This is a genomic window from Desulfonatronum thiodismutans (assembly GCF_000717475.1).
GTDB classification, from domain to species: Bacteria; Desulfobacterota; Desulfovibrionia; order Desulfovibrionales; family Desulfonatronaceae; genus Desulfonatronum; species Desulfonatronum thiodismutans.
In genome coordinates this window covers 481,222-503,276 of the sequence record NZ_JPIK01000004.1, presented here as the reverse complement: position 1 = coordinate 503,276, position 22,055 = coordinate 481,222, and the positions used below count along the sequence as shown (strand labels likewise).

Sequence of the window (22,055 nt, the reverse complement as noted above, 5' to 3'; positions counted from 1 at the left end):
TTGAAGCACTTGGAAATATGCTTCGTGAAAATTATTACAACCGTAAAGCTCTTATTGTCAAGGCAAAGGCTCCTTGCGTGAGGTTGGACACCCAAGAGGGGTGGATAGGCTGAAGGTATGTCGAGTTTTTGAAATAAAACATTCGGAATTTTAGTTGGTTGTGGATTGAGTTTGGCGTGTTGCCCGTATCCCGTAACTGCTGGGCAGGTTCTTGCTGTTAAATATTTTTCCTTCGGCCCTAAACGGACGCAGCTTGTTGTTGAGGAGCTGAATCTGGTCCGCGAGTCTGCGTTTATAGGGGAAAAGCTGCGACGCGCTTTTGCGTTCTTCCAAAAAAAGGATCACCTGGATGCGCGGGGATTGGTTCTTGTGAAAGAGGGCGCGTGCAAAGGGTCGCAATTCCGGGACGTCCCAGCGTCGGGCCGCGATGAGGCCGGAGAGACTGTCCCGGACTTTCTGAACCACTTCCGAAACCAGCCGCCCGGAGAGCAGGCGCTGGCGGTTGCGGGACTCATGCCCGCTGAGATCTTTGACCTCAATAAGCAGCAGATCGCCGGGGGCGCCGGACCCCGGACGAACGGCCATGAAATCCACGGCCTTGGTCCCCTCCACTCGAAGCATTGTGCTCCGGTAAAACTTGGTGTCGTCGTATTTGCAGACCGTAACGCCCTGGGCAAAACGAAAGAGCAATTCCCCCTCGACGAATTCGGTCATCGATCCGTCTCCAAATGCTGCTCAAGGTAGCGGTCGCTCTGATCCAATTCCTCTTCCAAAGCCGCGATGTTGGGCAAACCCTCAATGTCTTCGTCCTGGTGCGCGACGACTCCGGAATTGTTGTATTCCAGCCCGGTGAACAGGGTCTGGACAGCATGGGACCGGTTCAGCAAGGCCAACTCCCTGAGCAGAAAAAGGCTGTGGGTGGCGATGACCACCTGGATTCCGGCCTGGGCCGTGGCCAGCAGCGCCTGGGCAACTTTGCGGATCAATCTGGGGTTCAGGTTGCTGTCCGGCTCATCCCAAAACAGCGTGCATCCGCGGCACAAGGTTCCGTTTAGCAGCAAGTACGCCAGTTGGGCGATCTTGCGCAGCCCCTCGGCCAGCAAACCGATTTCCAGCTTGCCTTTGTCGCTGGTTTTGACGTGAAAACGTCCGTGCTCCAGAAGGACTTTGCCCCGCAGGATGGTCTCCAGTTCTTGAATCAGGGTGGCTACTGGTTGCAATTGGGATGGCTTTAATGGCCCGGCCTGGAATTTTCGGCACAGGTCGTAATAGGTCTCGTCCATGGGCAGTTCACGGCGCTCATAGGAGCCGACCAGGCTCGGGAAAAGCGACAAGGCTTCCTTGGGAGGGAGCATCACAGGTGACTTGGCGGTTTTGGGGGGCGTATGCGCTTCGATAGCCACTTTTTTGCGGCTGTTGGGCGCGAAGCTGAAGCGCAGGGCATGCCCCTGGAAGGCGGCGAACACCACACAGCGCGATCGCCCGGAAGTCCTATTGACCAGCCCACCGAGAAAATCCGGACGAAACACGGCCACCAATTTTTCCGCGATCCGTTCGTCCAGGTGGAAGTGGATTTCCGGAGCCGTTTCCTCGGAACTCTCGCTTTGCAGAGCGCTGACCACATAGGCGAGCTTGAGCAGATGACTCTTCCCCGTGCTGTTTTCTCCGACAATGACGTTCAAGCCGGGGGTGAAGCTCAGCTTGGCTTCGGCGAACAGGGAAAACCGGGAAACGGCGAGCGATGTCAGCATGGCGGGGCGCTCCGGCTTTGGGTGAAGGGGTGAGGCAGTCCGGTTTGGATCTTTGATCGAGGATTTCGATGTATGACTCTTCACCTGAAACACTTGCATGGAAAGGGAAGATGGTCAATGTTGTTTCGGAGTCGATGTCTCACCCCATTATCATCATGTCGATGGAGAACGCCGCATGAACAGAACATCCGTTTTTCAGGCCGTGAGCGCCGCCGTGCCGCTGGGTTCCATTCTGCTTCGGGGCTGGGTGCGCACCAGGCGGGACGCCAAGGAAGTCACGTTTCTGGAGATCAACGACGGCTCCTGCCTCGGGAACGTGCAGGTCGTCGTGGATCATACCGTGGCGGACAAGCTCTTCAAGGACGTGAACACCGGGGCTTCTGTGGAGATTCTCGGCGAGCACGTGGCCTCACCCGCCGCGGGGCAGAGCTGGGAGGTGCGGGCCGCGCGGGTCGTGCTCATCGGCATGGCGGATCAGGAAACGTATCCGCTTCAGAAAAAGCGCCATTCGGACGAGTTCCTGCGGACCATCGCCCACCTGCGGCCCAGGACCAACAAGTACGGGGCCATGGCCCGGATCCGCTCCGAGGCGGCCTTTGCCGTGCATGATTTTTTTCGCGGGCAAGGCTTCTGGCATCTGCATGCGCCGATTTTGACCGGTTCGGACTGCGAAGGGGCCGGGGAGATGTTCCGGGTGACCAGCCTTCCTCCCGAGCACCGGCCCAAGCCCGGAGCCGACGTGCATTCCGAGGATTTTTTCGGCAGGCAGGCCAATCTGACCGTCTCCGGCCAACTGGAGGCCGAGCTGTATGCCTGCGCCCTGGGCAAGGTTTACACCTTCGGGCCGACCTTTCGGGCCGAAAATTCCAATACTCCGCGGCATGCCGCGGAATTCTGGATGATCGAGCCGGAGTTCGCCTTCGGGGACTTGGCCGAAGACATGCAACTGGCCGAAGACCTGACCAAGGCCATGGTCCGGCAGGTCATGAATAACCGCGCGGACGACCTGGAACTGTTCGGCAAGTTCGTGGACAAGACCTTGCTCGGCGACCTGGAAATATTGCTGGCCAAGCCCTTTGCCCGGATATCCTACGTCCAGGCCATTGACATCCTGGAAGACAGCAAGCGGGATTTTGAATTTCAGGTGTTGTTCGGGTCGGACTTGCAGACCGAGCACGAGCGTTTCCTGGCCGAGGAGCACTTCAAGCAGCCGGTAATCGTTTACGACTACCCGCGAACCATCAAGCCGTTCTACATGCGCCTAAACGACGACGGCGAGACCGTGGCGGCCATGGACCTGCTCGTGCCCCGGGTGGGGGAACTGGTGGGCGGGAGCCAGCGCGAGGAGCGGCTGAACATCCTCTCGGACCGGATGGACGAGCAGGGCCTGAACAAGGACGCCTACTGGTGGTACCTGGATACCCGCCGCTTCGGCTCCGCACCCCACGCCGGATTCGGCATGGGCTTCGAGCGCTTCCTGATGATGCTTACCGGCGCAACCAACATCCGCGACGTGATTCCTTTTCCCCGCACGCCGGGGCATCTGGAGTTTTGATTGCTACTGTCGAGCACCATCTTCAGCGCACATTTCAAGAAAAACCTTCAGTGAGAGAGCGGCTTCTTTCTTGAGATTTTCAGTATCCTTGGCATAAAAATCCGCCCCACCGTTGATATCAGTGAATTCGCCTCGGAACATCTCGATGTCCGGATTATATTTGATAACTGCCCGATAACCATCAATTTCAATTACATGCATTATCCCAACCCCAATTCCGGCGTCATCTCCCGTCCCGTCAAATCCGTATCATATCCGCCCAGGTCGCGGATTTTCGCCTGCAACGCCTCTGAGCGGATCAATTCCAGGATCGTGGCGATTTTCGGGTCGGCCGCGAATTGTCTGGGGATGATCAGGTCGTAGCGTTCCCGGGCCAGGGGCACGAAGTCCAGGTTCAGGGCCTTGGCCGCGGCGAAGATGCCCAGGCCGCAGTCCGCCGCTCCGCTGAGCACGTTCACGGCCACGGCCATGTGCGTGTACTCTTCCTTGTCATAGCCTTTGACCGAGTCCGGGGTGATGTCGGCCTGCTTGAGGTGGTGGTCCAGGAGGATGCGCGTTCCCGCGCCGCGCTGGCGGTTGATGAAGGTCAGGTCGGGCCGGGCCAGGTCTTCGACGCCGCGAATGCCCTTGGGATTGCCCTTGGCCGTGATCAGCCCCTGGTGGCGGATAGCCAGGTTGATCACCAGCAGGTCCAGGCCGGGGAGGTATTTGGCCAGGAACGGGAAGTTATAGTCCGCGGTTTCAGGATCAAAGAGGTGGCACCCGGCCAGATGGGCCGCGCCGTTGCGCAGGGCGGTCAGGCCGCCCATGCTGCCCACGTGCGTTGAGGCCAGCCGGAAGGGCTCGGCCAGACCCATCAGTTCGTTGGTCAAAAGGTCCAGGGTGTTGTCGTGGCTGCCCACGCAGACGATGGTCCGCTCCATCTCGGCTTCAGGGACCAGCAGTTCGGCGTCCAGCAGGGTCCCGGCCTCCACGCCCTCGCTGTGCATGGGGATCCGGGCGATGCCCTGGGCCTTGGTCAGAGTGGTGATCATCCCCGCGCCCCGGGCCAGGGGCGTGGCCACCCATTTCTCGCCCACCCGGCCGATGGCCAGACGCATGAATTCCTGAACCCCCAGCTTGGACGGCGTCTTGCGGGTCAGCTCCACCCGGACCTTGGGCCGTGCCCCCGGATCGCGGCGGCCCATCCAGGCGGCCAGGGGCCGGACCAGTTCCTCGAAGCAGATCACCGCGCTGACCGGATAGCCCGGCGCGCCCACCAGAAGTTTGCCTCCTGCTTCGCCCAGGAGCGACGGCTTGCCGGGCATGGCCGCGATGCCGTGGACCAGGACCCGGCCCTGGCTTTCCATGACTGTGCGGGTGAAATCCTTGGTCCCGGCCGAGGAACCCGCGCCGATGACCACGATGTGCGCGTCTTCCAGTGCCTTGCCCACGGCTTTGGTCAGCGCTTCCAGCTCGTCGCGCACCGGAGGAACCCGGATGACCTCGCAGCCCCAGGAGTGACCCAGGGCCTTGAAGACCTGGGAATTGCTCTCCACCACCTGGCCGGGCTTGGGCTCCGGCCTAGTGGTGAAGTCCAGCACCTCGTCCCCGGTGGGGATAAAGGCAATGCGCACCCGTTCCCAAACCTCGACCTCCCATATCCCGGCGCTGAGCAACGCGCCCACGTCAAAGGGCGTAATCCGGTGGTTCTGCGGCAGGAGCAGTTCCGTGGCCACGATGTCCTCGCCGATGCGCCGAACGTGTTGCCAGGGAAAGGCCGGGGCCTCGATGGCGATGGTCTCCTCGTCCACCTGGACCACCTGCTCGATCATGATCACTGCATTGGTCCCTTCAGGCATGGCATGGCCGGTGTTCACCGGTCGATAATTTTTCCCCAGTTTCAATTCCAGAGGTCGCCCCTCACGGGCCATGAAGGTCGCCTCCGCGTCCACGGCCACCCCGTCCATGGCCGCGCTGTGAAACGTCGGGCTGGAATACCGCGAAAAAATCGGCCCCGCCGTAACCCGCCCCAGAGCGTCCTGGGACGGAACGACTTCCCGGCGGATCAACCACTCCCGGTCCAGGGCCTCCTTGGCCGCGGCCAGGGCTTCGGGAATGGGGATGGTGGTCAGGTAGATGGAACGTTGAAAGGTCATGATTGTCGTCCTTATATTCTGGAAATCTGCTGGAAATAGAGTGGAAGGCGTTCTGTCGCCTTGTTCAGATAAAGTGAGGCGGAAGAGAGGAAACTCAGGCCTTGATCCCGATTCGCGAGAGGAGGTTTTCGCGAAAATCCAGGTGTTCTTCCGAGTCGGACCGGATCAATTGGTCGATGTGATAGAATCGGTCCGTGCTGGGATATTCCTCCGCGCGCACCCGGTCCACGGCGAGTTTGACGTATTCCGGGTTCAATTCGATCCCCGCGTAGTTTCGTTGAAGCCGTTGACAGACCACGGCCACGGTGCCCGAGCCCAAAAAAGGGTCCAGAACCCAGTCTCCTGGTTGGGAGCCGGCGAGAATGCAGGGGGCGACCAGTTTGGGCGGAAAGGTGGCGAAGTGGGTGCCGGGGAAAGCTTCCGTGGGAATGGACCAGACCGTGCGCCGGTTGCGGCCATTCTCCTCCCGGACGCTTTGATGGTCGTAATAGTATTTTAGGGACTTGGAGAAGAGAAAAATATATTCATGGGATCTAGTCGGCCGGTCCTTGACGCTCTCCGGCATGCAGTTCGGCTTTTCCCAGATTATGTCGCTGCGCAGATACCATCCCGCTTTTTGTAGGGCAAAGGCCGTTCTCCAGGGAGTGCCGATCAGATCCTTGGGTTTGAGACCATGGGGCGTTTTGGCCCGATACGACATGGCGCGAACGGGGTTTTTCTTGTCCGGAGCCCTGTATGCCCGGTTGCCGCTGGTATAGCTGTCGCCAAGGTTCAACCACAGGGTTCCGTCGTCGGTGAGCACGCGGCGAACCTGCTCAAAGACTTCCACGAGGCGCTCAACGTACTCGTCCGGATCATCTTCGTCTCCGATTTGTCCTTCCGCCCCATAATCCCGCAGACCCCAATACGGGGGCGACGTTATGCAGCAACGAAAGAAGTTGGAAGGGAGACGCTGAAGCAGCTTTCCGGAGTCGCCCTGAAAGATCGTCGAATGGGCGATTCCCTGGGCATAGGTCGAGTGTGCTTCCTGGACGAATTCCATGGTCATGATCGTGATCCGCGGTGTTCTGAGCCGGTCGGAAACGTGAAGAGAGAAAAGGGGGGAAGAGGGATGGAGCGTTGTTGCATCCGGTGACGTTTAGCAACATGCCGGGGGTTGAGCAAGAAATCGAGATTTGATGCCGGAGGAGGACATGCCGACAAGATTGCTTTGTTTGTTTAGGTTTGTTTCGGTAATTTCTAGTTCATTGTTTGTAGTGTTCAGAAAATAGTTGACGAGAAAGCACCTGAAAAGTATCTCGTGAACACCTTGCGCATCACTGGCTTACCGGAGGATTTCGTGAAGAACTTGTTGTCCACCAAGGAAGTGGCCCAACTGCTCGATGTGAACGAGAAGATGGTCTACGGCCTGATTGCCGAAAAGGGGCTGCCGGCCACGAAAGTCACCGGGAAGTGGCTTTTTCCCAAACATCTCGTGGAGCAGTGGATTGAGAACAGCACCCAGAATTTCCCTTCGCCGACTTCGCCCCTGCCACCGTATCACGGCCTGCTGATCGTGGCCGGCAGCGACGATCCGCTGCTGGAACGGACCTTGAACCTGTTCAACAAAACCTTTCCCAAGCATCTGGCGGTCTACGGCAACGTGGGCAGCTTCGGAGGGTTGAAGGCCATGCACAACAATTTGTGCCACATGGCTTCCAGCCATCTGATTCAGGCCGAGGACGGGGATTACAATTTTCAGTTTGCCGAGGAGGAACTGAGCGCGCCTCCGGCGGTGATCAATTTTTGCTTCCGGGAGCAGGGCCTGATCCTGGCCAAGGGCAATCCCCTGAACATTCGCTCCGTGGCCGATTTGGGGCGTAAGGAAATCCGGGTGGTCAACCGTCCACTGGCCACGGGCACGCGTCTGCTCTTTGATCAGCACCTGGAGAAGGCCGGCGTGGCAGCGGAGACCATGGTCGGGTACGGCAATGAGGTCCATCGGCATCTGGACGTGGGGCTGGAAGTGCTGTTCGGTCGGGCCGACGTCGGGCCGGGCATCCGGGCAGTGGCCGGAATTCTGGAACTGGACTTTCTGCCGCTGGGGCGGGAGCGGTTCGATCTGCTGATTTCCCGGGAGCGATTCTTTGACAAGGGAGTCCAGCAGTTCCTGGGGCTGCTCCACGACGCGACGTTTCCGCGTCAAGCCGAGGCCTTGACCGGATATGATGTCTCCCAGGCCGGGCGAACGATATATCCAAGTGATCCGGAGAACAGGTAATAGTGTAAAGGACTTGCTGTCCGTAACCGCAACATGAAAAGGAGATTTGCATGCGAAAAATCGTTTCCATCGTAATTGGCGCTGCTCTTGTATTGGCGGCGCTTCCGGCCCTGGCCCAAGACAAGGTGATCACCATGAGCACCACCACCAGCACCGAGGCTTCGGGGTTGTTGGACTGTTTGTTGCCGGAGTTTCTCAAGGATACCGGCATCACCGTGCGGGTCATGTCCAAGGGTACCGGCGCGGCCTTGAAGGACGGCATGGACGGTAATGCGGACGTGGTCTTCGTGCACGACGTGGCCCGGGAGGAGCGGTTCGTGGCTGAAGGGTACGGCACGAAGCGCTACTACGTGATGTACAACGATTTCATCATCGTTGGCCCGGAGAGCGATCCGGACGGGATCAAGGACGCGCCGAACTCCGCGGAGGCCATGAAACGCATTGCCGCGGCCAAGGCCCCCTTTGTCTCCCGAGGTGACGACAGTGGTACGCACTCGCGGGAAAGGCAGCTCTGGGAAGCCACCGGACTGGCTCTGACGGACGCGAAGTCGCCCCAGGACGCCGACGGTTGGTACTTTTCCATCGGCCAGGGCATGGGCGAGGCCCTGATCTTCGCCGAGGAAAAGGAGGGTTACGTCCTCGCGGACCGCGGAACCTATCTGCAGTACAAGTTCGGACGCACCCAGCCTTATGATCTCGTGGTCGCTTACGAAGGCGACGACATGCTCAAGAACCCCTATGGCGTGATCCCGGTCAATCCGGAAAAGCATCCTCACGTGAAGTTCGATCTGGCTGATGCCTTCGCCCAATGGCTGGTCTCCGAGCGCGGCCAACAGGTCATCGCCAGCTACCAGCTTCACGGCCAACCGCTGTTCTTCCCGGATGCGAAATAATGATTGTCAGCGACCTGTGTAGGGGCTCACCTGCGTGTGCGCCCATTCCGAATTGACGCGACAAATCCCATGGACGGAAAACCCACGGATGAACGGCCAGCCACGGTGCAAGACAATCTGAAACCATGATAAACGTTCACCTGCAAGGGCGGATACATAGGTCCGCCCCTACTCCCGTCACTGTGATTTTTTCTCCGGGCTTCCGACTCCTGACTCCTGAATTCTGACTCCTGACTCCTGACTTCTGACTTCTTCCCTCCCTCAATCATGGATTTCCTCACCCAAAGCATCATCGAAGCCTTCCGGATGATCTGGTCCCTGGACCCGGAAATGTACTTCATTGTCTACGTCTCCCTGTACGTCAGCTTCTTCTCCACGATCATCGCCTCGATCCTGGGCGTACCGCTTGGCTTTCTGATCGCGGTGAAACAGTTCCGGGGCAAGCGGGCCGTGATCACGATTTTGAACACCATGTTGGCCCTGCCCACGGTGGTCATCGGGTTGTTGGTCTACGCATTCCTGTCCCGGCGAGGCATGCTCGGCCATCTCGGCCTGCTTTACACGCCCAAGGCCATCATCATCGGCCAGGTGATCCTGATCCTGCCCTGGGTGGCCACGTTCACCATGGCCGCGGTCAGCCGGATCGACGAGCGCTATCGCCGCACGGCCCTGACCCTGGGCGCGAATGCCCTGCAAGCGGCCCTGGCCGTGGCCCGGGAAGCCCGCTTCGGCATCCTGGCCGCGATCATCGCCGCATTCGGTCGGGTCATCGCGGAAATTGGCATCGCCATGATGCTCGGCGGCAACATCAAGGGCTTCACCCGAACCATGACCACGGCCATGGCCCTGGAGCACAACAAGGGCGAATTCGTGCTGGCCGTGGCTCTGGGCATCGTTCTGTTGGCCGTGAGCCTGATCATGAATGTGGCCCTGCAACTGGTGCAAGGCAAGTACGGGGATAATCGATGAGTCTGTACGCGTTGCACAACGTGCGGCAGGTTTTTGAAGGCCGGACCGTGCTGGATATCGAGGCCCTTGAGCTTACCGCCGGGGGCAGCTACGCCCTGCTGGGACCCAATGGTTCGGGCAAGACCACCTTGCTGCACGTTCTGGCTTTTTTGCGGCCGCCGTCCCTCGGAGCAATCTCTTTTCAGGGCCGACGAGTGGAGTGGAGCGACCGCACCCTGACCGCCTTGCGTCGCAAGGTGGTGCTGGTGGATCAGCATCCGATCATGTTCTCTTCCACGGTGCTTAAAAACGTGGAATACGGACCCAGGATGCGCGGTGTATCCGCCCGTGAGCGGCGCAAGATCGCCGAAGAGTGTTTGGACCGCGTGGGCATGTCCGCTTTTGCTCATCGTCCCGCTCACCTGCTGTCCGGCGGCGAGACCCAGCGCGTGGCCATTGCCCGGGCCATGGCCTGCCGTCCGGAGGTGATGCTCTTCGACGAGCCCACGGCCAGCGTGGACGTGGAGAACCAGGCCGTCATCGACGGGGTGATTCGTGCATTGCGGAAGGAAAAAGGCATTTCCATCGTCTTTTCAACGCACAAACGCCTGGAAGCGACCAGATTGGCCGAGGAGCGGATATTCCTTTTCGAAGGCCGGCTTACGGGACCTGGCGGCGAAAATCTCATCTCCTGCGACATTGTTCACGGAGATCGGGGAACGGTCTGCGTTGTCGGCGACAACGTCGCCCTGCCCGTACAAACGTCGCGCTCCGGCCCGGGGCGAGTCTTCATCAAGCCGGAACTGATCACCCTCTTTCCCCTGGATGCTGCTCAAGGAAAAATGGCCGAGCAAGGACATGTCGGCGAAATATTGCAGATGACCGCGGAAGGTCCGAACATCAAGGTACTCGTGGATATCGGCGTACCTCTCCGCAGCATCCTCAGCAAAGATGAAGTCAGACGCCTCGGCGTCATGGTCGGGGACAAGGTGCGTGTGCTTGTCGATCCGGAAGCGGTGGAAGTGGCCGGGTGATCAGAGTGATGGCAGGTTTTTCATCCCGTGCGTCGACATTTATTGAGCTGATTCTCGAAAAGAAGAAAGGCTTTGCTCTTATCCCGAAATGGGTAGAAGGCGGGATGAATTAGTTCCTGGGTTGAGGTTCATACCGATCAAGAAATACGTCGCCTATTACAGAACCGCAAAATATTAACCCAAATAGCGAGAGTTTTTGAGTGAATACATAGATCATGGTCTTGTTTTTTGAATCTACCCTGGAATAACCTCGAAAGCTTTTCCTCCTGCCTCTCTATCAAAGAGCTTCAGCTTTTTCCGCGAGATTCAGTTTCACTCATCCCCTGGCGGCATCTCGGGCCGTACATTCAGACAGGGCTCCCGCCACATCCCCTCCGTCGGCTCCACGATGTTCTAACCGGGCATGCGTATGCAGAGCGAAGCTTTCGAAGGATATCTGTTGATATTATGCTAAATATAGCATATGTGATTCTTTCGGAAGGACTCTCCGCACAGGTATCGAGTTTCCAGTAAAGATACATAATTGTATGGAATGTATACTACAAAAATGTAATGATTCTGAAGTTCAAAAAAATATTCGCAACAATTCCTTGTTGTTGTATTTGGCACGCATGATGCTTCCTTCAAGGCAAAACAACGAGCAGGAGGGATGTCATGGGTGTTTTTTTGGGAATTTGTCTCGTGGCCATGGTTTTTGTGGTTTGTGAAAAATTGGTGGGCAGTTGCCTGTATGTCTCTTCCGACGGAGTGGACGGAGAAGCTTCGTGCAGCTTGTCCCGGGTTCCAGCAGGGGAAGCGGCCACGAAAGGCCTGCCTTTGTTCCTGGCAGGCATCGGTCTGCCACTGACCCTGGCCAGTCCTTTCGGCGGGTTCCTTTGTCTGTTGGTTGCGGCGCTACTTTGGGGAATAGGCAAGACAACCGGAATCCGAACATGGCCGGTCAATGGCTGACGGGCTGACGGCTCGTCTCTCTTTCACCTGCAACTCACCTTGAGCGTGGCTTCCCTGGCCACGCTCTTCGCCCTGCTCTTCGGGGTATTGCTGGCTTGGGTCATTCATCGGTTTCGTTTTCCCGGTCGGAACATGCTCGATGCCGTGTTGACCCTGCCCATGGTCCTGCCGCCCACGGTGCTGGGGTATTATTTGATCGTGCTGATAGGGCGAAACGGTGTGATCGGCGGTTGGCTGGAGTCGACCTTTGGGATCACCTTGATGTTCACGTGGCAGGGGGCGGTGGTTGCCGCTTCCGTGGTGGCTTTTCCCCTGGTTTTCAAGTCGGCCCGAGCCGCGTTGGAGGGGGTTGGGGAAAAGTACGAAAACGCGGCCCGCACCCTGGGTTGCGGCGAATGGCAAATTTTCTTGCGTGTCTTGTTGCCCATGGCCGTGCGCGGGATCGCAGCCGGGACCATGCTGGCCTTTGCCCGGGCCATGGGCGAGTTCGGGGCCACCCTGATGGTTGCCGGCAACCTGCCCGGTCGAACCCAGACCATGCCTTTGGCCGTGTACAGCGCCGTGCAGACCGGGAACCAGGACCTAGCCAACATGCTGGTGTTCGTCTTGTCCGCCGCCTGCGTGGTGATTTTATGGATTACGGGCGCTTTGCTCAAACCCAAATGGGAGGAAAGGTAATGAAACGGATTGCCGCCGCTCTGCTGTGTGGTGTCATGGTTCTTGCCTCGGTCGTGCCGGCCGCCGCTCAGGTGGTGATCGTGTCCGCGGCGGCCTCGCTGACGGATGCCTTCAATGTGCTGAAGGAAGATTTTGAAAAGGAACACCCTGGAGCACGATTGGTCTTCAACTTCGGGGCTTCCGGGGCTCTCTACCGGCAGATCGAACAGGGCGCGCCCGTGGACGTGTTTGCTTCCGCGGACATGCGCTGGATGGACGAGGCCGTCCGGATCGGGCGAGTCGAAGCGACGGAATCCAAAGTCTTTGCGCGAAACCTGATTGTCCTGGCCGTGCCTAAAAACAATCCCGCCGGGGTCTCGACCTTGAAAGATCTGGAGAGCGCTGGTGTCCGTCGGATCGGAGTGGTTACGCCGGACACCAGTCCGGCGGGAAACTACGCCAGGCAGTCGTTGAAGGACCTGGAACTCTGGGAAGTTCTGGAATTCAAGTACATCTTCGCGGAAACCGTGACTCAACTGTTGAGCTATTTGCGCCTCGGCGAGGTGGATGCCGGGTTCTTTTTCGCCTCGGACGCGGTCCGGGGGGCGGACAGCGTGGCCGTGGTCATGGAAATGCCCATGAGGGAACCAGCCCTGTATCCCATTGCTCCGCTCTCCGACACCAAACAGCCGGACCTGGCCCAAGCCTTCGTGCGTTTCATTCTGTCCGAGAAGGGACAAGCCGTTCTTTCCGGGTATGGATTCAGGAAAGCGGAATAACAATGCTTCTGCGGTGCGACATCTCGACAAGCTTCACCGGAGATACGAGCGGCTTTGAACTGGATGCATCGTTCCAGGCATCTGCCGCGTCCATCGTTCTCTTCGGGCCGTCCGGCTCCGGAAAAACGCTGACGTTGATGGCCCTGGCGGGACTGCTGACTCCCCGGATCGGGCACGTCTCGGTCCGGGAGGTCACGTTTTTTGACTCGCGGACAGGAGTGAACGTGCCTGCCAGAAAGCGCAATGTCGGCGTCGTGTTCCAGGACTATGCCCTGTTTCCGCATCTGACTGTCCGGGAAAACGTGGCCTTTGGCCTGAAGCGTCCTTTTCGCCCGCTCGACGCGGAACAGCGGCGCAACGTGGAGGAACTACTGGAATTGTTCGGCATCGCCGCTCTTGCCGGACAACGTCCCTATCAACTGTCCGGGGGGCAGCGCCAGCGCACGGCTTTGGCCAGGGCCCTGGCTCCAAAACCGCGACTGTTGCTTCTGGATGAGCCGTTCACGGCCCTGGATCAACCCTTGCGGATGAAAATGCGCGAGGAACTGGCCCAAATCAAGCAACGGTTCGATGTGCCCATGGTCATGGTCACCCACGACCTGGCCGACGTGGAGGTCTTTGCCCAGACCCTGGTGGCCTTTGGGCACGGGCGGGTGCTGGAGGTGCTGGACTACCAGGAGCGCCGCTCCGGAGGCGAAAGCGCCGAAGATATTCTGACGCCGTTGTTTGAGGCGGCCAACGACAACGGATTCGGAGCAGGGAGAGGAAGCAGGTGTTCGGGGTAAATCAGTGCTGTTCCCGGGGCACTACAATGAAAGGTTTGGAGGAATGGCAACATCCGAAATTATCTTCCCGATAGGGAAGAAACAATTGCATTGGACGGACAGAACAGATATTTCATCCCGAACGGGAATAAAAGGAGCTTCGCGGAGCATCATCGTCACCATTCCCGGATCAGGAGGAAAGGCCATGCCGCATCGGATTAGCAGCGCCGCGGACCTCGGGCGGATCGCGGCTGAGAAGCGAAAGGTGGACGGACTGACCCAGGCTGATCTGGCCGGGTATTGCGGGGTTGGGCCACGATTCGTCGGGGAGTTGGAACGAGGCAAGCCCACCGTGCGACTGGACAAAGCCTTACAGGTTCTTGAGGGATTGGGATTGGAACTGGTCGTCAAGGCCAGGGGAGAATAGGTATGTTTGTTGCGCGAATGCAGTGCGACACCGGCCAAGGATGTCATGCTGCTGGCGAGGTGGTGCTTTGCCAACACGCTGCTGGGCAACGCCGACGGCCACGCCAAGAGCCTGTCCCTGCTCTACGCCCAAGGCAGGGCCCCACGGTTGGTGCCGTATACTTGCGAGCCAAGAGCGGACTTGACCCCTCTCTCGCCCATTTTTGGCTCGGGTCGGCCTTAATCAATCCGATTCAACTTGAAATGAGTGTAATTGGGTCAGTTTTTTAATTTAATATGATTCTGTTTGCAAAGCTCTATAAATGGGACGACACCCACGCTGGGAAAAGGATGAAATAGTTGACGGCTTTGGAAATAGACGTTGATTATCGCTCCATAAGTTTGTAGTTGCTGTGATCTTCTTTTGAAAGTCGGCTATTTACCGCACCTTCCGTTCAGCTCCTCCCAAAGAAAACATGTTTGAAAAAACTGAGATGATTTCCAATGATTCACGAAAAACTCGGATGTTCGGAACAGGCACGTCAAAAGCATCTCAGGTCGAAGACGGTTGCCGAATATTTCGCGGGCATCGGCTTGATGCGCCTTGGCTTGGAGAAGGAAGGCTGGTCAGTGGTCTTTGCCAACGACATCGATCCCGACAAGCATCGAATGTACCAGAGCAACTTTGATGATGCTCCCGGCCGACTCAGCCTGGAAGACGTCCATCTCCTTTCACCCGAAGACACCCCCACGACCACCTTGGCCACGGCCTCCTTTCCCTGCAACGACCTTTCACTGGCCGGAATGCGCAAGGGACTGGTGGGCAAGCAGTCTTCCGCATACTGGGGGTTCATACGCATTCTGGAAACCATGGGCGAGCGGCGTCCTCCCATTGTTCTTTTGGAAAACGTCGCCGGCTTTTTGACATCGCATCAGGGCCGTGATTTTCAGGCCGCCTTGCTGGCATTGAATCGGCTCGGCTACGCCGTGGACGCGATGATTGTCGATGCCGCGCGCTTTGTTCCGCAGAGCAGGGTGAGGCTCTTCGTGGTGGGCAAGCTCAGACAGGGGGCAAGCGGTTGGCGCTTGAACGAGTCGCTGAGGTTCTACGAAAGCGACGTTCGACCCAAGGCGCTGGCCGACTTCATTCTCATGCACCCGGAGATCGTCTGGGACCTCAGGAAGATGCCTACCTTGCCGCGGACACGACTCCGTTTGAGCGACATCGTGGAAGAATTGCCAGCCGAGTCCCCTTTTTGGTGGAATGAGCAACGACGGGATTACCTTCTGTCTCAAATGAGTGAAAAACATGCGCAACAGGTCGCGGTCATGAAGCAGCGGCGGGAATGGTCGTACGGAACGGTTTTCAGGCGCGTTAGGAAGGGAAGGTCCATGGCTGAATTGCGCACGGACGGCGTCGCCGGTTGTCTGCGCACGCCGCGCGGCGGCAGCGGGCGTCAGATTCTGCTGCGGGCCGGATACGATCAGGTCGACGTACGTCTTCTGACGCCGCGAGAGTGTGCGAAATTGATGGGTGCCGATGATTTCGTCATAGACGTTCCCTTGAATCAGGCTTTTTTCGGTTTCGGGGACGCGGTTTGCGTGCCGGTCATTTCGTGGATCGCGAAAAATTATTTGAATCCTTTGGTGGAAGAGATGCTTGCCGATACGTCGGCAAATCCTTCTCCCCAAGCTGCTGATATTGAGTACGGTCAGGTCCAGGAGTCGACGAAATGAAGCCCGTGAAGGAAATGAAAGGCGCAAGCATGGTGAACAAGGTGATCAGCGAGCGACTCGCCGCCTTTGCCGATGAGCACGGTATACATACCAAGGGAACGCTCAGCCTGGTGCTCGTATTGACGCGGAGAGCCGCCGGAAGGACTCCTCCGTATGATCCGCGTGATTTTTTGACTCCAAAAGGGGGGCAAGTGGCCGGACTTGGCGGGCCCGCCGTGCAGTCGGTGCTGGCCGATCACGGCATCGCCCGTGTTCTGGCTGAAGAAGGCGGACGAACCAGCCGCGGCTCCCTCGGGCGAATGACGGCGTACATGCAACTGCTCAACGAAATGCACGCCTCCGGGACGCTCGATTTTCTAGTCATCGAAAAATGGTGGGTGGAGCGCGTCAATTTGTACTTCGCCACGAAGCCGTTGCGTCTGAAGATGGATTCGTCCAACTCGCTGCGCAGCATCGTTGCGCGGTTGATCGAGACGGCCTTTGAAAGACAAAGGGAAACTCCCGGCATGATGCTCGCCGGCGCGGTCATGCAGCACCTCGTCGGGGCAAAGTTGGAAATGATCCTGCCGGAAGGGCGCATCGAACATCAGGGATTTTCGACTGCAGATGCGCCAGGGGCAAGAAAAGGGGATTTCCTTGTCGGAGATACGGCAATTCATGTCACCACGGCGCCGACGGAGGCGCTGATCAGGAAATGCATCCGCAATCTCGAGGAAAACATCCGCCCCTTGATCGTTACCACGATGAGCGGGGCGGGCGGCGCGTCGGCATTGGCCAAGAATGCCGACGCGGCGGAGCGCATCGAAATCCTGGAGATCGATCAGTTCATCGCCGCCAACGTCTACGAGTGGAGCGGGTTTGAGCACGCCAAACGTTCGCACTCCATGAAGGAACTGGTGGAGGCGTACAACAGGATCATCGATCAATGCGAGACCGATCCGAGCATGAGGATAGCCATAGGTTGATCGGGGACATTCACCAACTGATTCACTCCTGCCAAAATGCACACCATCCCCGATAAAGACTCCTCGACCCGGCGTTCGCCGCGTGCTTCGTTTTCCGTTCCGTCCTCGGCCAAGATTCTTGACTCCGTCCAGCTGGCGGAGCTGGAGCGGACGTTTCGCGTCTGGGCAACGGACTCCCCAAGGCGGGACGTCCAATGGTCCAGGCAGCGTATCCTTTTGATATTTCTTTTGATCCGCCATACGGGCGCCAAGCTGAATGAAATATTGGACCTCAAGGCGGGGGACATTGATTTGGGGAAGCGGGTCGTCACCGTGGGCGGCGAGGAACGGGAGCGGGTCAGGGCCGTTGAAATCCCCGACGATCTGGCCGAGGAGCTGCGCGCGGCCTTGGAAAAGGGCGGGCATGGTCCGGGTGAGGCTCTGTTCCGGGTTGATCCGGCCCATGTCCGGCGCAAGTTCTACGAGCAGGCCGAGGCATGCGGATTGCCCCGTGAGTTCGGCAATCCCAGTACGCTGCGTCGCTCGCGCTCCGTGGAACTGCTGCGCGGCAATCTGCCTCTTCATGTGGTCCAGAGGCTGCTTGGCCATTCCACGCCCAATCTCACCGCCGCGCATCTGGATATTTCCGAGGAGGACGTCCACCATGCCGCCAGGCAGTACGTGGACCGGGAGAGTCGCCGACGCACCAGCGCCCGGAATATTTTTTTCGGCAAGATCACGGAAATCGTCACCGGAGACATTCAGTCCGAGGTGACGCTGTTGACTCTGGGCGGGCTGAACGTCGTTTCGGTGATCACCAACGCCAGTCTACGCCGAATGCGGCTGAAGCTCGGGTTGTTCGTGACTGCGGAAATCAAGGCGCCTTGGGTGCTTCTCGCCGGTCCCGAGGGGGCGGACCAGAACAGCGCGGAGAACCGCCTGCCGGCCACGGTGGTTGAAATCAGCACCGGCAAGGTCAATACGGAAGTGCTGTTGCGCCTTGCGGACGGCACGGAAATCTGCTCCGTGGCAACCACCGCCAGCTGCCGCCGCCTGGGCCTGCATCCAGGAGACCAAGCCTGGGTGCTCTTCGGGGCGTATAGCGTTATCCTCAATCATGAAGCGTGCTGAGCAGCATGAATCGGTCCGGGATTATGGCGCTGAAGCTGTCAGAAATCAGAATAGAAATCCGACCACGTAGCGTCCGCCCGTGAAGACCAGAATGAAGGCCAGGAGCCACTTGATGGCCTGGGCCGGGACGAATTTCTGCATTCGGGCTCCGGCGTACATGCCGATCATTCCCCCCACGCCCATGAGAATGCCCAGGGTCCAGTCCGGGGCCACGGCCATGTGCGGGTAGAGCGGGGCGATGGCTTGGTAAAAGACGGCCGCCACCACGGACGTGATGAACGTGCCCATCAGGCAGGCTCCGGCGATGGTGTACACCGGCAGCTGGAACACGGCCACGAAGAAGGGGGCGATGATGGCCCCGCCGCCGATGCCGTACATCCCGCCGACCACGCCGACAATGGCGCTCAACCAGAAGATGCCCATGGTCGGGGCGCTGATTTTTTCGCCGTAAAATGAGTAATCGATGGTCTTCAGCCCGATCTGGTCAACGCTGATTCTTGGAAGGGGCTCTCCGGACCTGGCTTCCTTTTTCCGAAACCCGGCCACCAACTCCTGAAATCGTTTTTCCGAGGACGCCTTGTCCGATCCGGGGGCAGGGCCCTTGATCTGCGAGCGGACCATGATGAAGCCGATGTACAGCAGCACAAGTCCGGCAAACGCCTTAAAGTGGGTTGGGTCGGGAAGGTATTTGACCCGCAGGATGACGCCCAGCAAAACGCCGGGCACGGTTCCGGCGATGACCACCCAGGTCAGGGGCCAGACCATCCGGCCCTCTCGGATGAAGCGGTAGACCCCGCTGGGAATGGCCACGATGTTGAACAGGTGGTTGGTGGCGCTGACCGCCGGGGTGACGAAGCCCAGCACGCTCATCTGAAAGGGCAGCAACAGATTCGCCCCGGACACGCCGCCCATTGAGCAGACGAAGGCTACGGCAAAACCGGCGACAAAAGGTATCCACGGGGCCACTTCGATTCCGGAGACGGGGAAGAGCATGAGGGAAACCTCCTGGCTTGAGGACGCGGATTCAGGTTTGCCTCCAGACCTTCAGGGGGCTTTCGGCATTGCTCGATCCAGTGATAGACATGAAAAATATTTATTGCGTGTCAGTTCGCCGCTACACCCGGAAGATCGCCGTGTCAACGGGCAGGGCATGCGGGATTCAATCAGCAATGCCGAGCGGCCGACGTTGAAGGTACTGCATCATTTTTGTTGTCCGTTCACCACCACATACAGCCGGATCAGGTGCAGATCGTCGTAGCTCACGGCTCCTCCCAGGGCGTCGAATATCGGGCGAAGCCGCTCGGCGCCGTGTTCGGCAAAGGCGTTGAGAGCCTGGTCCAGGGTGTCCGGGGGCAGGGGGATCTGGTTGGCCAGGGTGTCGCCGCGCACGGGGCGGCCGGCCTGGAGGGCTTGCCAGAGATGGTTGATGATCGTGGCCGGTTTGACCGAGAAGGTTTCGCAAAGTTGGGCGATGGTCCGGCCCTGCTCGTGCAGCGCGAGGACTTCCAGGGTCCGGGCGCCCAGGCCTTCGGTTTGCTTGCGGGGGACGGGGGGATGTGCCGGGGGGGACTGTTCGGCGATGCCCCGCTCTGCGCAGTATTCGCGGATAATGGGCAGAAATTCCTCGGCATAGCGGGCCAGTTTGGCCTCGCCGACTCCGTGGACCGCGGCCAGGGCGCCGGGGGACTGGGGAAACAGCGCGGCCATTTCCACAAGGGTGCGATCCGAGAAAATCACGTAGGGCGGGACGTTGGCCGCCTCGGCCAGGGCTTTGCGCTTGGCGCGCAGCAGCGCGAACAGGTCCGGATCATGGTCCCGGTCCGTCGGGCCGGAGGACGGCGCGGCGGCCTGGTCCGGCTCGGGAAGCACTCCCAGGACCTTGCGGCCCCGGAAGACCTCGTAGGCCTCCGGGCCAAGGCGCAGGCCGCCGTGTTCCATGTCCTGGATCAGCAGGCCCTGCTGGATGAACTGGCGGGCTAAGTGCTGCCACTGTTTCTTGGAATACTCCTGGCCGATGTTGTAGGTGGACAGGGCGTCGTGGCCCCGGCTGAGCACCTTTTCCGATCGGGAGCCGCGCAGCACGTCGACGACGTGGGTCATCCCGAACATTTCCCCGGTGCGCTTGACGCAGGACAGGAACTTCTGGGCGGCCACGGTCACGTCCTCGGGCTCCCGGCGCGGGGCGAGGCAGTTGTCGCACATCCCGCAGTTTTGGTCCGGATAGGATTCGTTGAAGTAGTTCAGCAGGGGAATCCGGCGGCAGACGGTGGATTCGGCGTAGCCGAGCATGGCTTCCAACTGCATCCGGGCCGGTTTTTGCTGGGCCGGGTCCATTTTCCTGATAAAGGAGGCCGAGGTCTGCACGTCGCCGTAGGTGAACAGCAGCAGACAGTCCGCCCGCAGCCCGTCCCGTCCGGCCCGGCCCACCTGCTGGTAGTAGCTCTCCAGGTTCTTGGGCAGGTCGTAATGCACTACATAGCGGATGTCGGACTTGTTGATGCCCATGCCAAAGGCGATGGTGGCCACCATGATCCGGACGTCATCGCGGATGAACCGGCGCTGATGACGCATCCGGGTGGGGGCGTCCAGGCCGGCGTGGTAGGGCAGGGCATCGTGGCCGTTGGAGCGCAGCATTTCGGAGAGCACGTCCACCTGTTTGCGGGTGGCGCAGTAGATGATCCCGGCCTGGTCCGCACGGGGCTGGACAAAGCTCATGAGCTGGTCCGCGGCCCGGGTTTTGGGCACGACCTCCAGAAAGAGATTGTCCCGGTTGAAGCTGGCCAGATGGGTCTGGGCGTCGCCAATGTCCAGGGCGGCCTTGATGTCCCGGCGGACCAGCTCGGTGGCCGTGGCCGTGACCGCCAGGCAGACCGCGGCGGGCAGCAGGTGGCGCACTTCCAGCAACCGGCGGTACTCTGGACGGAAATCATGGCCCCACTCGGAAATGCAGTGGGCCTCGTCAATGGTCAGGCAGTCCACGGCCACGTTTTTCAGGAGTTCCAGAATTCCGGGCAGGAGCAGGGTTTCCGGGGCCGCGTAGAGCAGTTTAACCCGCCCGGCCCGGACATCCGTCAGCACGGTTTGATACTCGTGCCCTGGCAGGGTGCTGTTCAGAAACACGGCGGGCAGGCCCAGTTCCCGGGCCTGCATCACTTGGTCCTCCATCAGGGCGATGAGCGGGGAGACCACCACGGTCATGCCCGGAAACATCAGGGCCGGGAGTTGATAGCACAGGGATTTGCCGCTGCCTGTAGGCATGATCGCCAACGTGTCCCGCCTGGCCAGCACGTCGGCAATGACCTCGGACTGCAACGGCCGAAAAGCGTCATAGCCAAAGATCTGCTTGAGGATGGTCGCGGGGTCGGCGGTAGCGAAGCGGTCCAGGTCCAGGTCCAGGATCGGGAGGGGCGGCGAAACGGATTCGGGCCGTGCCGCTTCCTCCAGGTCTTGATCCTGGTTTCCCGGCATGTCCGCGTCCGTGGGCGGCGGGGCGTCGTCTTCCGGCGGGGCGAAGCGCTCCGTCGGATCGGCCTCGCCCGTTACGTCCGTCACGTCCGTCACGCTTCCTCCGTCCATCGCGTCCTCATGGCCGGGCTGCTCGCTCAATCCCGAAGCATCCCGCCGGGCCAGCATCGCTTCCTGGGAGATCAGCGCGCCGTGTTCGTCGATATGGACCACGGGCACGCCTTCCGCCGCCAGACTCGTTCCGATCAACAGGGCCCGGTGACAGCGTTCCGGCCTGGCCTCGCAACAGAGCAGGGCCACGCGGGCCTGCTGGGCAAAGGCCTTGCGCAGCCGGTCCAGCCCCCGGCGAAAGGCCGGGGGCTGGACCGGATCGCCCATCTCCGGCCCAAGGGCCGCGCCCATTTCGGAATCGTCCGGCAAGCCTCCCAGGTCGTCGCCCATGAACACGTAGCGCGGGCCGTTCGTTTTCAGGCGCTGTTCCAGGACCGCCTTGGCGTATTCCGGACGCCGCTTGGAGTAGGGCTTGGTGCGGACATCCAGGAGATATTCGATGTCGTGCGCCCGGAGCAGATCCAGTAGTTCCTCGATGGTTCGCGAGCCGTAGCCGATGGTGAAGATGGGGATTGGATGCATGGGGGCGGGG

Annotated in this window: 21 protein-coding genes and 1 pseudogene; 15 read left to right on the top strand and 7 right to left on the bottom strand. The window is 59.6% G+C overall.

Features of this window, described 5'->3' with window-relative positions; genetic code table 11:
* Window positions 1-150 precede the first annotated feature (150 nt).
* Window positions 151-714 carry a cysteine--tRNA ligase gene (locus tag GY33_RS0102945; protein WP_031385902.1) on the bottom strand — a complete coding sequence of 188 codons (564 nt, stop codon included), beginning with the start codon at window positions 712-714 and terminating at the stop codon, window positions 151-153.
* Window positions 711-1,751: an AAA family ATPase gene (locus GY33_RS0102940; RefSeq protein WP_031385901.1), complete on the bottom strand. Its 1,041-nt coding sequence runs from the start codon at window positions 1,749-1,751 to the stop codon at window positions 711-713. Before GY33_RS0102940 ends, GY33_RS0102945 begins: the two co-directional genes overlap by 4 nt.
* A gap of 175 nt (window positions 1,752-1,926) precedes the next feature.
* Here GY33_RS0102940 and asnS point away from each other — a divergent pair, with 175 nt between their 5' ends.
* Window positions 1,927-3,306: an asparagine--tRNA ligase gene (asnS, locus tag GY33_RS0102930; RefSeq protein ID WP_031385900.1), complete on the top strand. Its 1,380-nt coding sequence runs from the start codon at window positions 1,927-1,929 to the stop codon at window positions 3,304-3,306.
* A gap of 3 nt (window positions 3,307-3,309) precedes the next feature.
* Here asnS and GY33_RS0102925 read toward each other — a convergent pair whose 3' ends face one another.
* The 3 genes from GY33_RS0102925 to GY33_RS0102915 form a co-directional block, all read right to left on the bottom strand.
* Window positions 3,310-3,507, bottom strand: a complete 198-nt coding sequence (locus GY33_RS0102925; RefSeq protein ID WP_051822230.1) for a type II toxin-antitoxin system HicB family antitoxin — start codon at window positions 3,505-3,507, stop codon at window positions 3,310-3,312.
* Window positions 3,507-5,444 (bottom strand): molybdopterin biosynthesis protein, encoded by a 1,938-nt coding sequence (locus GY33_RS0102920; protein WP_031385898.1) that lies wholly within the window; start codon window positions 5,442-5,444, stop codon window positions 3,507-3,509. Before GY33_RS0102920 ends, GY33_RS0102925 begins: the two co-directional genes overlap by 1 nt.
* Before the next feature lie 94 nt (window positions 5,445-5,538).
* Complete coding sequence (locus tag GY33_RS0102915) at window positions 5,539-6,492, bottom strand: DNA-methyltransferase (RefSeq protein ID WP_235185440.1); 954 nt, start codon at window positions 6,490-6,492, stop codon at window positions 5,539-5,541.
* 291 nt (window positions 6,493-6,783) lie between these two features.
* Between GY33_RS0102915 and GY33_RS0102910 the strand changes: the two genes are divergently transcribed.
* The 14 genes and pseudogenes from GY33_RS0102910 (at window position 6,784) to GY33_RS0102850 (ending at window position 17,947) form a co-directional block, all read left to right on the top strand.
* Window positions 6,784-7,704, top strand: coding sequence for a helix-turn-helix transcriptional regulator (locus GY33_RS0102910; RefSeq protein ID WP_031385896.1), 921 nt, complete (start codon window positions 6,784-6,786; stop codon window positions 7,702-7,704).
* A 50-nt stretch (window positions 7,705-7,754) separates the two neighbouring features.
* Window positions 7,755-8,597: a substrate-binding domain-containing protein gene (locus GY33_RS0102905; protein WP_031385895.1), complete on the top strand. Its 843-nt coding sequence runs from the start codon at window positions 7,755-7,757 to the stop codon at window positions 8,595-8,597.
* A gap of 267 nt (window positions 8,598-8,864) precedes the next feature.
* Complete coding sequence (locus GY33_RS0102900) at window positions 8,865-9,566, top strand: ABC transporter permease (protein ID WP_031385894.1); 702 nt, start codon at window positions 8,865-8,867, stop codon at window positions 9,564-9,566.
* Entirely contained in the window at window positions 9,563-10,579 is a 1,017-nt protein-coding gene (locus tag GY33_RS0102895) for an ABC transporter ATP-binding protein (protein WP_051822229.1), read from the top strand. The genes GY33_RS0102900 and GY33_RS0102895 overlap by 4 nt, the downstream gene beginning before the upstream one ends.
* Before the next feature lie 73 nt (window positions 10,580-10,652).
* A pseudogene (locus tag GY33_RS21925) lies at window positions 10,653-10,757 on the top strand (hypothetical protein); the annotation flags it as partial.
* A gap of 476 nt (window positions 10,758-11,233) precedes the next feature.
* Window positions 11,234-11,530: a hypothetical protein gene (locus tag GY33_RS0102890; RefSeq protein WP_031385892.1), complete on the top strand. Its 297-nt coding sequence runs from the start codon at window positions 11,234-11,236 to the stop codon at window positions 11,528-11,530.
* A gap of 39 nt (window positions 11,531-11,569) precedes the next feature.
* Window positions 11,570-12,208, top strand: coding sequence for a molybdate ABC transporter permease subunit (gene modB / locus GY33_RS0102885; RefSeq protein WP_235185439.1), 639 nt, complete (start codon window positions 11,570-11,572; stop codon window positions 12,206-12,208).
* Window positions 12,208-12,966: a molybdate ABC transporter substrate-binding protein gene (modA, locus tag GY33_RS0102880; protein WP_031385890.1), complete on the top strand. Its 759-nt coding sequence runs from the start codon at window positions 12,208-12,210 to the stop codon at window positions 12,964-12,966. Before modB ends, modA begins: the two co-directional genes overlap by 1 nt.
* Before the next feature lie 2 nt (window positions 12,967-12,968).
* Window positions 12,969-13,751 carry an ABC transporter ATP-binding protein gene (locus tag GY33_RS0102875; RefSeq protein WP_051822228.1) on the top strand — a complete coding sequence of 261 codons (783 nt, stop codon included), beginning with the start codon at window positions 12,969-12,971 and terminating at the stop codon, window positions 13,749-13,751.
* 184 nt (window positions 13,752-13,935) lie between these two features.
* A complete protein-coding gene (locus GY33_RS0102870) occupies window positions 13,936-14,157 on the top strand; it encodes a helix-turn-helix domain-containing protein (RefSeq protein ID WP_031385888.1) in 222 nt (73 codons plus the stop codon).
* Window positions 14,158-14,163: 6 nt separating this feature from the next.
* Window positions 14,164-14,379 carry a hypothetical protein gene (locus GY33_RS20830; RefSeq protein ID WP_152555042.1) on the top strand — a complete coding sequence of 72 codons (216 nt, stop codon included), beginning with the start codon at window positions 14,164-14,166 and terminating at the stop codon, window positions 14,377-14,379.
* 260 nt (window positions 14,380-14,639) lie between these two features.
* Window positions 14,640-15,872: a DNA cytosine methyltransferase gene (locus tag GY33_RS0102860; RefSeq protein ID WP_051822227.1), complete on the top strand. Its 1,233-nt coding sequence runs from the start codon at window positions 14,640-14,642 to the stop codon at window positions 15,870-15,872.
* Window positions 15,869-16,837 carry a DUF4928 family protein gene (locus tag GY33_RS0102855; protein WP_200874822.1) on the top strand — a complete coding sequence of 323 codons (969 nt, stop codon included), beginning with the start codon at window positions 15,869-15,871 and terminating at the stop codon, window positions 16,835-16,837. The genes GY33_RS0102860 and GY33_RS0102855 overlap by 4 nt, the downstream gene beginning before the upstream one ends.
* 36 nt (window positions 16,838-16,873) lie before the next feature.
* Complete coding sequence (locus GY33_RS0102850) at window positions 16,874-17,947, top strand: TOBE domain-containing protein (protein ID WP_031385885.1); 1,074 nt, start codon at window positions 16,874-16,876, stop codon at window positions 17,945-17,947.
* Window positions 17,948-17,992: 45 nt separating this feature from the next.
* Here GY33_RS0102850 and GY33_RS0102845 read toward each other — a convergent pair whose 3' ends face one another.
* Both GY33_RS0102845 and recQ read right to left on the bottom strand, forming a co-directional pair.
* Entirely contained in the window at window positions 17,993-18,940 is a 948-nt protein-coding gene (locus tag GY33_RS0102845) for a sulfite exporter TauE/SafE family protein (RefSeq protein ID WP_031385884.1), read from the bottom strand.
* A 207-nt stretch (window positions 18,941-19,147) separates the two neighbouring features.
* Window positions 19,148-22,045 carry a DNA helicase RecQ gene (recQ, locus tag GY33_RS0102840; RefSeq protein WP_084184742.1) on the bottom strand — a complete coding sequence of 966 codons (2,898 nt, stop codon included), beginning with the start codon at window positions 22,043-22,045 and terminating at the stop codon, window positions 19,148-19,150.
* Between the last annotated feature and the right edge of the window lie 10 nt (window positions 22,046-22,055).